This window comes from Rhizobium sp. BK176 (assembly GCF_024808055.1).
Genome location: NZ_JANUBV010000003.1, coordinates 212826 through 224532 on the forward strand (window position 1 = coordinate 212826; position 11707 = coordinate 224532).

The 11707-nt window shown below is 58.6% G+C and carries 12 protein-coding genes; 8 read left to right on the top strand and 4 right to left on the bottom strand.

Translation table 11 applies throughout. From position 1 onward, the window contains the following. Positions 1 to 209: 209 nt before the first annotated feature. The 3 genes from fdxA to FHT76_RS13770 all read right to left on the bottom strand — a co-directional run bounded on the left by fdxA (position 210) and on the right by FHT76_RS13770 (position 4189). On the bottom strand, positions 210 to 548 hold the full coding sequence (fdxA, locus tag FHT76_RS13760; protein WP_183863793.1) for a ferredoxin FdxA: 339 nt from the start codon (positions 546 to 548) through the stop codon (positions 210 to 212). A gap of 193 nt (positions 549 to 741) precedes the next feature. Further along, positions 742 to 1146 (bottom strand): RNA-binding S4 domain-containing protein, encoded by a 405-nt coding sequence (locus FHT76_RS13765; protein ID WP_183863792.1) that lies wholly within the window; start codon positions 1144 to 1146, stop codon positions 742 to 744. 4 nt (positions 1147 to 1150) lie between these two features. Beyond that, positions 1151 to 4189 (bottom strand): helicase-related protein, encoded by a 3039-nt coding sequence (locus FHT76_RS13770; RefSeq protein ID WP_183863791.1) that lies wholly within the window; start codon positions 4187 to 4189, stop codon positions 1151 to 1153. A gap of 514 nt (positions 4190 to 4703) precedes the next feature. Between FHT76_RS13770 and FHT76_RS13775 the strand changes: the two genes are divergently transcribed. Continuing rightward, positions 4704 to 4859 (top strand): DUF3309 family protein, encoded by a 156-nt coding sequence (locus tag FHT76_RS13775; protein WP_007794620.1) that lies wholly within the window; start codon positions 4704 to 4706, stop codon positions 4857 to 4859. A 27-nt stretch (positions 4860 to 4886) separates the two neighbouring features. Next, on the top strand, positions 4887 to 5150 hold the full coding sequence (locus FHT76_RS13780) for a YMGG-like glycine zipper-containing protein (RefSeq protein ID WP_018855881.1): 264 nt from the start codon (positions 4887 to 4889) through the stop codon (positions 5148 to 5150). A gap of 135 nt (positions 5151 to 5285) precedes the next feature. Here the strand turns inward: FHT76_RS13780 and efp are convergent, their stop codons facing one another. After that, positions 5286 to 5855 carry an elongation factor P gene (efp, locus tag FHT76_RS13785; protein WP_259126917.1) on the bottom strand — a complete coding sequence of 190 codons (570 nt, stop codon included), beginning with the start codon at positions 5853 to 5855 and terminating at the stop codon, positions 5286 to 5288. A gap of 151 nt (positions 5856 to 6006) precedes the next feature. Between efp and epmA the strand changes: the two genes are divergently transcribed. The 6 genes from epmA (at position 6007) to FHT76_RS13815 (ending at position 11701) form a co-directional block, all read left to right on the top strand. Continuing rightward, positions 6007 to 7074, top strand: coding sequence for an EF-P lysine aminoacylase EpmA (gene epmA, locus FHT76_RS13790; RefSeq protein ID WP_259126916.1), 1068 nt, complete (start codon positions 6007 to 6009; stop codon positions 7072 to 7074). After that, entirely contained in the window at positions 7071 to 8123 is a 1053-nt protein-coding gene (locus FHT76_RS13795; protein WP_259126915.1) for a lysine-2,3-aminomutase-like protein, read from the top strand. Before epmA ends, FHT76_RS13795 begins: the two co-directional genes overlap by 4 nt. A 260-nt stretch (positions 8124 to 8383) precedes the next feature. Beyond that, entirely contained in the window at positions 8384 to 8635 is a 252-nt protein-coding gene (locus tag FHT76_RS13800) for an acyl carrier protein (protein WP_183863788.1), read from the top strand. Continuing rightward, complete coding sequence (locus FHT76_RS13805; protein ID WP_183863787.1) at positions 8636 to 9817, top strand: acyl-CoA dehydrogenase family protein; 1182 nt, start codon at positions 8636 to 8638, stop codon at positions 9815 to 9817. A 4-nt stretch (positions 9818 to 9821) separates the two neighbouring features. Continuing rightward, a complete protein-coding gene (locus FHT76_RS13810) occupies positions 9822 to 10730 on the top strand; it encodes an amino acid--[acyl-carrier-protein] ligase (RefSeq protein WP_183863786.1) in 909 nt (302 codons plus the stop codon). 8 nt (positions 10731 to 10738) lie between these two features. After that, positions 10739 to 11701 carry a DUF1839 family protein gene (locus tag FHT76_RS13815; protein ID WP_183863785.1) on the top strand — a complete coding sequence of 321 codons (963 nt, stop codon included), beginning with the start codon at positions 10739 to 10741 and terminating at the stop codon, positions 11699 to 11701. Positions 11702 to 11707 lie beyond the last annotated feature (6 nt).

Genomic DNA, 11707 nt, shown 5'->3' on the forward strand with positions numbered 1-11707 from the left:
GATTTGTTTTGCTTTCGTGGTGGTTTGGGCATGCTTCATGCCGCAAATGGATCAGTGTCCGAAAGCTATCACAAAAATATGAGGAAATCAATAATTTACTGCGCCTGAGTCATGCGCGCAACACATGACACCCATATGCCGCGGACACACTTCAGGCGTTTTTTGGCTCACTGAACCCGGTTTCAGGCCCTAGTAGCGAGAATGAAGGATCAGTCACCCGATCCGGGCTTCTCAGAGAAGTACTTCTCGAACTTGCCGGTCTCGCCGTCCATTTCCTTCGCTTCGGCCATGGCGTCCTTCTTGACCGTAATGTTCGGCCAGATGCTCGCATACTCGGCGTTGACCTTGAGCCACTTGTCGAGGCCCGGCTCCGTATCAGGCTTGATTGCCTCGGCGGGACATTCCGGTTCGCAAACGCCACAGTCTATGCATTCGTCAGGGTGAATGACGAGGAAGTTTTCACCCTCATAGAAGCAATCGACGGGGCAGACTTCCACGCAGTCGGTATATTTGCAGCGAATGCAATTGTCGGTCACGACATAGGTCATGAAGAACTCCAGGACTTCCATACAATGGGGCCGGGCAACCTGGAACGTCGCGCCTTTCCCCAACCGGAAAGGAAGCAGTGAGATGCTTGGGAGGCATTCACGCTATCCGGCAAGTTGATTGTGACGTACCGGCTTTGCCCGAGGATTTCAAGAATAAAGAAATCGCAAAACCCGGCAGTTCGGATAGAGTTTTCTAATCCTCGTCCGACATCAGCTTGTCGATTGCACGACGTTCCTTTTTGGTGGGTCGTCCCGCCCCTGTGGCCCGCATTGCCTGCTCATAAGGGGTGAGGCGTTTTGTCTCGTCGGGCGGAGGCGTCAGGTCCTCATAAAGCAGCCGAGCTTCCTCGTAAGGACCACGCCGCTCGCCGCCCGACCTGACGACAAGGACAATATCGCGCCGCTCAAGAGCCAGCTCGATCTTGTCGCCGGCTTTGACCATTTGGCTCGGCTGGAGGGCGCGCTCGCCGTTGATCCTGACATGTCCGGATTGAATGTGGCTTTGTGCCAGCGAGCGCGATTTCACCATGCGCGTGAAGAACAGCCACTTGTCGATGCGTTGCCGCGAACCGCCTCCTGGCTGTGTCTCCCCGCCCATGCGCTTACTTCTTCATCTGCTCCTTCAAGGCAGCGAGCTTTGCGAAGGGAGAATCCGGATCGATCGGCTTTTCCTTGCGTGGGGGCTTTGCCTCGAAGCGCAACGGCTGCGGGCCGCCGCGGTTGTTGTTGCGGTCCTTGCGATCGCCGCGGTCCTGACGGTCGCCGCGCTGTTCGTTACGATCGCCCCGTCCCTGTTGCGGCTTACCGCCATCCTTGCCGCGATGCTGGCGGTTGCCATCACGGCCCTCGCCACCTTCACCACCTTGGCGACGCTGGCCATTTCCGCGATCTTGGCCGCGATTGTTGCCGCCGCGGCGTTCGCCACCCGGGCTGCGGGCCTGACGCTGATTGTCCGTACGGCCACCGAGGCGCCAAAGAAGAACCGGCTTCGGTTCCTCTGCTTCTTCCGACGTTGCGGCAACCGGCTGTTCTTCAGCCGCGACCTCAACGGTGGGAGCCTCCGAGGCAGGCTCCTCCGACGCGCTGTCGGCATCGTCGTGATCGGCCTTCTCCGCGCTCTCTTCGGTTGCGGTCTCGGCCGTCGGCGCTGTCGAGGCGTCCTGAACCGACAGATGAGCTGCTGCCTCCTCTGCCTTTACGGCATCGGCGCGATAGCCGAGCCCCTTCAGGATCTCTTCCATGTCCTCGAGCGTTGCACCGAGGATCGAAAGCATGGCGGTCGTTGTCGTGAAGCGACGGCCGTCATATGCACCTTCAGGACGGTTGGCCTGGCCAGGCTTCCACTGAAGCAACGGGCGGATGATATCCGCAAGGCGCTCCAGGATGTCAATGCGAACTGCGCGTTTGCCAAGGAATCGGAAGCCGGCCAGCTTGTAGAAGGTGCGCTCGAAAGCTGGATCTGTCACCACCGACGTGCGGCCTGCAGCCAGAACGGGAATGAGATCGCCGTAGCCCGGCTTGTCGAGACCGTCGTTCTTTAGCGCCCAGAGAAGCGTGATGAGCTCGGCTGGAGCAGGCTTCAGAAGGGCAGGGACGAAGATGTGATAGGCGCCGAACCGGACGCCATAGCGGCGCATCGAGGCGCGCGCATCCTGATCCAGTGACTTCACCTCTTCGGTCACGTCGCGTCGGAACAGGACGCCGAGATTCTCGACGAGCTGGAACGCCAGACCCTTTGCCAGGCCCTGCAGGTCTTCGGCACGCGACAGATCGTCGAGCGGCTTCAGAACCGTGCTGATGTGATGATTGACGAAGCGCTCGATACGGGCTGCCACGTGGTCGCGGGCATTGCCGGTCAGCTGCTCGTCGGCGAGCAGGATGACGCGCGGGCGCATCACATGATCACTGCCCGCAAGGCGCGCTACCGGATCGCCCAACCAACGGATCGCGCCGTCGGAGCTGATCGCGAGATCGCCGTTGCCGGCCGCATGGAGGCGCGCAGCACGTGCCTCGAATTCCAAAGCGAGCGCCTTTTGCGAAGCAGACTGAACAGCCTTGGCGTCCGGCCCTTCCGCTCCCGAAATGGGCGTGAATCGGAATCCCGACAACTGCCCCACATGATGTCCTTCAACGAAGACATCGCCATTTACACTGATTTCAGCTTCCAGCATCGCATTCTCTCTCAGGCGCTTCATGAGCACAGATGTCCTGCGATCAACAAAGCGTTTCGTCAACCTTTCATGTAACGCATCGGACAATCGATCTTCGATTTCCCGCGTCTTTTCCTGCCAGTGTGTCGGATCGGCAAGCCAATTGGGCCGATTCGACACATAGGTCCAAGTCCTTATCTGCGCGATTCGCGCCGAAAGCGTGTCAATCTCGCCGTCTGTTCGGTCCGCGCGATGGACCTGCTCGGCGAGGAAGTCCTCGTTTACCGTGCCATAGCGAACGAGATCGGAAAAGAGGGTCGAGATCAGATCGGCATGTTGCGCCGGCGCAATGCGCCGGTAGTCCGGAAGCGCGCAGGCCTCCCACAACTTCTCGACGCGCGATGGATTGGTTGCAAGGTCGATGATTTCCGGGTAGCGCGACAGGTGTTCCAGCGCCTGCTGGTCGACCGCAGGCAAGGCGCGCGTCAGGCCGGGAACAGTGGGTCCGGTCTCGAGGCTTGTGCGTAGCGCGTGAATGGAAGCGAAATCGAGGTTCTTCGTGCGCCATTGCAGCACTTTCACATTGTCGAACTCATGGCCTTCGATGCGTTCGACCAGCTCCTCGTCAAAGGGATCGACCTGGCCTGTGACGCCAAACGTCCCGTCGCGAACGTGCCTGCCGGCACGGCCTGCAATCTGCCCGAGTTCGGCGGGGTTCAGGTTGCGGAACTGATAGCCGTCGAATTTGCGATCTTGAGCAAAGGCGACGTGGTCGACGTCGAGATTGAGCCCCATGCCGATCGCATCGGTCGCGACCAGATACTCGACGTCTCCAGCCTGATAAAGCGCTACCTGTGCGTTGCGCGTGCGCGGGCTAAGGGCGCCAAGTACGACGGCCGCTCCGCCGCGCTGTCTGCGGATCAATTCGGCGATCGCGTAGACTTCATCCGCCGAGAAGGCGACGATTGCCGAGCGCTGCGGCAGGCGCGTGATCTTCTTCTGTCCAGCATAGAAAAGGTGGGAAAGCCGGGGTCGCTCAACCACCGTGATCCCAGGGAGAAGTTGCTGCAAGATCGGTCGCATCGTACCGGCGCCAAGCAACAGCGTTTCGTCGCGACCGCGCAAATGCAGAATACGATCCGTGAAGATATGCCCCCGCTCCAGATCGCCAGCGAGCTGAACTTCATCAATGGCGACGAACGCTGCCTTGGTCTCGCGTGGCATTGCCTCGACCGTGCAGACCGAAAAGCGGGCATTGGGAGGCGATATCTTCTCCTCGCCCGTCACCAGTGCAACATTCTGCACTCCGACCTTTTCGGCGACGCGCGTGTAAACCTCACGCGCCAGCAGTCGCAGCGGCAGGCCGATCACGCCGGTGCCATGTGCAACCATGCGCTCAATGGCATAATGCGTTTTGCCGGTATTGGTTGGCCCGAGCACCGCGGTTACCCCGCGTCCACTCAGTATCATCGGCTGCGATGTCAGTGTCATGGTCCTGCAGATGAGGCCGGGGAGCCCCAGATCAAGTCAGCTCCTCTCCGAAGCAGACAACACATGGACAGCCGTTGTCGCAAAGGCAAGGGCTGATTTGAATTTCCTCCGCAGTTTCTGTTGCGCGAATAGCTTGCAGATTGCTCGTTTTCCGATTCGGAACAGCTTGAGAACGAATCGGAGACGAATCGCTGACTCCGGCTGATTCAGTGTTTGTTCACGGCTAAGTATTGATTTTGAATCGCTTTTTCCCACAAGATGCTGAATCGGAAAATTCACGTCATGCGTGCAGCGCGATTTGCATCCATTCTGTCAACTGCCTTTGTCGAAAATCTTAAGGCGAATTTCTGCCGGAGCCTTTTCGCGATGTTACTTGCATTCCATGGAGCGGCAGAAAACGATGTGGTTCGTATGATTTTGCCGCCAAAGCTAAACATTTGATACACGCGGAACAAAAATCGGTGATGCGTGTTTCTGGTCCATTCCTGGTGTAATGACGTCGAGGACTTGAACCATGCTTGGAACCATACTTCTCATTATCCTTATTCTGCTTTTGATCGGAGCTCTACCAAATTGGGGTTACAGCCGCGGCTGGGGCTATGGACCTTCCGGAGGTTTAGGGCTAGTTCTCGTGATTATTATTATTCTTGTGTTGCTCGGTCGTATCTAAGCGACGGAAAAATCTGGGAGATATGTCATGATGAAAAAGATTGTGCTTATTGGTGCACTGGTTGGCGCGCTTGCGTCCTGTACGGCGACGGAACAGGGAACCGCGATTGGTGCAGGCAGCGGCGCCATTATTGGCGGTGCTGTAAGCCACAGCTGGGGTGGGGCAGCAATTGGTGCCGTAGCCGGCGGTCTTGCTGGCGCATTGATCGGCCAGTCCGTTGAGCGTCGCGGTTACTGCGTCTACAGAGACCGATATGGCCGTCGCTACGAGGCCCGTTGCCCGCGCTACTAGGCCGGGCTGCCCTGCTGGGCATGATTTGAAAGTTCAAAGCGCCGACTAGACCGGCGCTTTTTTATTTGGCGAAAGCCGTAAGAAAGAAAAAGGCCGCGCTGCAAACGCGACCTCTGATTCACGGCTGTCGATCGATCAATTCTTGGCGCGTTCGACGTAGGAATTGTCTTCCGTTGCAATAACGACGCGCGTGCCGGCGTCAATATGCGGGGGTACCAAGGTGCGGATGCCATTCGAAAGCATTGCCGGCTTGTAGGAAGACGACGCCGTCTGGCCCTTCACAACCGGTTCGGTTTCGGTGATTTCGAGAATGACGTGGCGCGGCAGCTCGAGGGCTAGCGGAACACCTTCATGGATCGACAGGATGCAGGTCATGCCTTCCTGCAGGTAGGCCTTCTGATCGCCCATCGTTTCATCGTTCACGACCACCTGGTCATAGGTCACCGGGTTCATGAAATGGAACCCCTCGCCGTCCTCGTAAAGATACTGGAAGTTCACGTCTTCGACGAAGGCGCGCTCGACCTGCTCGGTCGTACGCCAGCGTTCGGAAACCTTTACGCCGTCGACGATACGACGCATGTCAACCTGGGTGACCGGCGTGCCCTTGCCCGGATGAAAGTTCTGGGCAGTCAGAACGACGTAGAGTTTGCCATCTACGTCGAGAACGTTGCCCTTGCGGACGGAAGAGGCGATGACCTTGACCATTAAGACTTCCTTGTAACTCGGCTTTTGGCGTCGTAGAGGACTGTCGATACGGCCTCCGAGACGCAACTGATTGTTCTTTGGGGGCGCAACTAACCTAAAATCCGGCAAATAGCCAGCCCCAGCGTTGGATAGACCGGCCAGGACGATGTCGATGAAACCCTCGATCGCCAAAGTATCGCCGTGGTGGACGCCGAGCGTGCATGCGGACCGCCGCCCGTTCCTGCTCGGGCGGAATGCGATCCAGACGGCCCTGCGCGGCTATTTCATAAGCGAGGACTTTCTGGAGGTCGACACTGCCACGCTGCAAGTGTCGCCAGGCAACGAGGCGCATCTGCACGCCTTTGCCACCAAAGCGCTGACGACTGACGGCCAGACAGCAGCGCCGCTATATCTGCACACTTCGCCTGAATTTGCCTGCAAGAAACTGCTTTCGGCCGGAGAACAGCGCATCGCCTGCTTCGCTCACGTTTATCGCAACCGCGAGCGCGGTCCGTTGCATCATCCGGAATTCACCATGCTTGAATGGTATCGCGTGGGCGAAAGCTATGAGAGTCTGATGATGGATTGCGTTCGCATTCTGGCCCTTGCTGCAGAAACCATGAAGACGACGCGGCTCACCTATCGAGGAAGCGAGTGCGATCCGTTCGCGGGGCCGAACCGGTTAAGCGTTGCCGCAGCCTTCGACCGCTACGCTGGCATAGATCTGCTGGCGTCCGTTTCGACCGACGGCGCCACGGATCGGGCGCATCTCGCGGACCAGGTAACGCGGACCGGCATTCGCGTTGCCGAAGATGACGGCTGGGCGGATTTGTTCAGCCGCGTGCTGGTCGAAAAGGTGGAACCGCATCTAGGCTTTGGCCGCGTCACGATTCTGGACGAGTATCCAGTATCGGAAGCTGCGCTGGCGCGTCCTTCCGCAAGCGATCCCCGGGTTGCCGAACGTTTCGAGGTCTACGCCTGCGGCGTTGAGCTCGCGAACGGTTTTGGGGAGCTCACCAATGCGGCAGAACAGCGCCGCCGCTTCGAGATCGAGATGGCCGAGAAAGCTCGCATCTACGGCGAACGCTATCCGCTCGACGAGGATTTCCTGGAGGCGCTCGCCATAATGCCGGAGGCAAGTGGCATCGCGCTCGGCTTCGATCGGCTGGTGATGCTGGCAACCGGGGCGTCACGGATCGATCAGGTGCTATGGGCGCCGGTCGCGGAGTACGGCACATGAACAGCATCACAGCCATCAAGACCGTCGAGGGTCTGGAACGCGCCGGGTTGCTCGGCGAAAGAGACCGGGACGCTTTGGCGGATGTCGCCGCACGCTACGCCATTGCCTTGACGCCGACGGTCGTGGGTCTGGTTGATCCTGCGAATGACGCCGACCCGATTGCCCGGCAGTTCGTTCCTGACGCGGCCGAGCTGAGCGTTGCGCCTGAAGAGCGTGCGGATCCGATCGGCGACGAGGCCCATAGTCCCGTGCAAGGCATCGTTCATCGCTATCCGGATCGCGTGCTGTTGAAAGCCGTGCATGTGTGCCCGGTCTACTGCCGCTTCTGTTTTCGACGCGAAATGGTTGGTCCACAAGGCTTGGGGACATTGGACTCCGAGGCAATGTCGGCAGCTTTTGCCTATATTCGCGACCACCACGAGATCTGGGAAGTGATCCTGACGGGCGGCGATCCGTTAATCCTCTCCCCGCGACGGCTCGAAGAGATCCTTCGCGAACTGGCATTGATCGATCACGTGAAGATCGTGCGGTTCCACACGCGCGTTCCTGTCGTCGATCCATCAAAGATCGATGCGGCCCTGATTGCGGCGCTAAGAGCGAGTGGCAAGAGCGTTTACGTGGCTTTGCATGCCAATCATCCGCGCGAACTGACAGACGAGGCAAGAGCGGCATGCGCGCGCCTAATTGATGCCGGGGTGGTCATGGTCAGCCAGTCGGTGCTGCTCAAGGGCGTCAATGACGATCCGGCCGTGCTCACGGAACTGATGAAGGCTTTCGTCGAGACGCGCGTAAAGCCCTATTATCTGCACCATCCTGATCTGGCTCCCGGGACGAGCCATTTTCGGCTCACGATCGAAGAGGGACAGAGGATCGTCGCGGCTCTGCGCGGTCGGATTTCTGGTCTCTGCCAGCCCACCTATATACTCGACATACCTGGTGGCCATGGCAAAGCCGTGATCGCTGAACAGTCGATCAGAGCGATGGGCGAGGGCTGCTATTCGGTTTCGGATTATCGCGGGACCGAGCACCTGTACCCGCCGCTCGTCTAGTAAAAAACGCGAGAGAAGTATTGTTCCTGAACAATGTGTCAGAAGACCCCTTTCGTGGCGTGTTGATTGCAATCGCGGCAAGGGTTTGAAATCTCAACTAAGTTCCGCTTCCTGTCGTCGTCTCTTCTAAGAATTTAGCTGAAGTGATCAGTTCGCTTTAACTACGTCATTTAGCAGAATTTTGTCTTTTCCGGACTACGCCTATCCCGAGAACAAGGCCGTTTCGCCACTCGAGATATGATCATCTTGGAGAAGTCATAATGAATACTACGATCCGTGATCTCCTGGTCAAATTCGGAAAGCTTCCCGTTTCTGTTGACCAAGTTGCCGACGATGACGACCTCTATGCCGTCGGTTTGACTTCCTTCGCTTCCGTCCAGCTCATGCTTGGTATCGAAGAGGCCTTCGATATCGAGTTTCCTGACAATCTTTTGAATCGCAAGTCATTCGCCAGCATTGCAGCAATCGCGAGGACTGTCGACCAGATCAAAGATAGCCGGAAGGTCGCCTAAATGAACTTTCCGGTCAAAATCGCGCAAGAGGATCTTGCCGCCAGGGTCGCCCGCGTGGCAGCGATCGCGGCAAAGCATGCAGACTCCGTCGATTTTGATGGGAGGTTCCCGCACGAGGCCGTGGAGGCCATGAGAGCCGAGCGGCTGTTTGGAATTCAGATCCCGCGTCACCTCGGCGGTGAAGGCGCGACGATCGCTCAGATCGCTGAATTATGCTCGACGCTTGGACAGGGTTGTGCCGCCGCCGCCATGGTCTTCGCGATGCATCACATCAAACTCTGCAGCCTCGTCGAGCATGGCGGCGAGAGCGAATGGCATCGGGCCTTCATGCAACGCGTGGCTGGCGAGCAATTGTTGATCGCGTCTGCGACGACCGAAGGCGGCATCGGCGGCAATCTCCGAAATAGCATCTGCGCGATCGAGGTCGAGGGCGATACCTGCCGTCTGGAGAAGGACGCGAGCGTCATATCCTACGGTTCCCACGCCGATGCAATCATGATTACCTCGCGGGCCCATGCAAATGCGGCTTCTTCCGATCAGGTCCTGACCGTTTTCCTCGAGGAGCAGTACGCGCTGGAAAAGACCCATGCCTGGAACACCCTCGGCATGCGCGGCACTTGTTCGGATGGCTTCCTCTTCAAAGGTGAGGCGCCTGCCGAACAAATCCTGCCGAAGCCCTTTGCCGAGATTGCTGCTCAATCGATGCTGGCATCGTCGCACCTCCTGTGGAGCAGCGTGTGGTATGGCATCGCCGTCGACGCGGTGGGCCGGGCGCAGTCGTTCGTGCGCGCCGCTGCACGCAAGTCGCCGGGAACACCGCCGCCCGGAGCCCTGCGGCTGGCCGAGGTCTCCAACCTGCTTCAGATGGTTCGCTCAAATGTCGTCGCCGGTCTCAAGGCTTACGAAGGAGCCAAGGATGACGCGGACAAGCTTTCCTCCATCGGCTTTGCCGTCACGATGAACAACGTGAAGATCGCATCGTCGGAAACGATCCTCGAGATCGTCAATCATGTGATGCTGATCTGCGGGATCATGGGCTACAAGAACGGCACGCCGTTCAGCGTCGGACGCCACCTGCGCGACGCCCACTCCGCACAACTCATGATCTCGAACGACCGCATCCTCGGCAACACGTCGAGCATGCTTCTTGTTCACAAGCAGGACACTAGCTTACTGGGGTGACGACATGGACGTGCAGACAACGTTTTTGGACAGGCTATTTGAATCGGGCCTTTTGATTGATACCGGCGTTGACGGGCTCTATGGCCGCAGCGGACAATTCGAAGATGTGATTGCCGCCTTCGAGCGCTTGATCGACAAATTCGGCGGCGCCGACGGCGCCGAGGCAATGCGTTTCCCGCCGGGCATGAACCGCGCCTTCTTCGAGAAAAGCGGTTACATGAAGAGCTTCCCGCAGCTCGCCGGCACTGTCCATAGTTTCTGCGGCAACGAACTCGACCACATCAGCCTGCTTCAATGCATGGAAGTGGGCGACGACTGGACGAAGGATCAGCAGGCAACTGATATCGTACTGACGCCTGCGGCCTGCTACCCGCTCTATCCGACTGTTGCTCGTCGCGGCAAACTGCCGATGAGTGGCGGTCTTTTCGATCTGCAATCCTACTGCTTCCGGCATGAGCCATCACAGGATCCGGCGCGCCAGCAGCTTTTCCGCATGCGCGAATACATCTGTATGGGCACGGAGCAGCACGTCACGGATTTCCGGCAGCGCTGGATGGACCGCGGCGTCGAGATGATGAAGGCGGTGGGCCTGGATGTGACGATCGATGTCGCGAACGATCCCTTCTTCGGCCGCGCCGGCAAGATGCTGGCCAACAACCAACGCGACCAGAACCTGAAGTTCGAGCTGCTCATTCCGATCACCTCGGTTGCCAAGCCGACGGCCTGCATGAGCTTCAACTACCATCAGGACGCGTTCGGCACGAAATGGGACCTCTATCTTGAAGACGGCAGTGTTGCCCATACCGCCTGTGTCGGCTTCGGACTTGAGCGTATTGCGCTCGCGCTCTTCCATCACCACGGACTGGAGCTCAAGCACTGGCCTTCCAAGGTGCGGCAAGCGCTGTGGGGCTGAGTGGTTTGATGACAGCCGTCTTCCCGCGGGCGCGCCCGGACGGCTATCAGTCGCATCCGCTGCACTCCAGCGAGCGCATGTGGCCGGAAACCAATTGCTACGTCGACCTTTGGATCGAAGTGTTGAACGCCGCGGGTGCTGCGCCGGAGGCGATGCTTGGCTTCACGCTGACGCAGGATTTCGAGGGCGACCAGTTCACCTTCTTCAAGGTGCCTCTCGAGGATCTCGAGTCACTCTACGACATCCGGGTTACCGAACTCGCTATCTTCGATCGGGTCGAACGGCACGTCGAAACCCAGATTGCGCGAGGTCGCCTCTGCCTGATCGAGATGGACTCGTTTTATATGCCCGATACCCAGGGCACGGCCTACCGAACCGAGCATGGCAAGACCACGGTGGCAATCAACAGGCTCGACTTCACCGGCAAGCGCATCGAGTATTTTCACAACGGCGGCTATTTCCAGCTTGTGGGAGAGGATTTCGACGGGCTGTTCCAGCTGCATTTGTCCGCAGATGATCCGCCGTTCCTCCCCTACACGGAGTTTGCAAAAATTCCCGTTCGCATGCCTGATGCGATGCAGGTCAGCACTATGGCACGCGAGCTTCTCGGACTTCACTTCGGCCGCAGACCGACCACCAATCCGATCCGCGCCTTCGCTGAAGTGTTTCCGCAGCAGGTGGAAGCCGTGGCAGAGCGTCCCTTCGGTTTCTTTCACAAATACGCGTTCAATACGTTGCGTCAGTTCGGCGCCAATTTCGAGCTTGCCGGAGATCACCTAGCTTGGGTCTCGGCCAGCGAATTTTCCTCCGCCATTGACGACGCGCGTCGAATTTCCGAAGTCGCAAAGTCGGTGCAGTTCCAGCTCGCCCGGGCAGTGACCCGGAAGAAGTACGATCCGCTGCGCACGGCGCTTGATCCGGCAGCCGATGCATGGGATTCCATGATGGCTTCTCTCAAGGAGCGCTTGTGAAGCCGG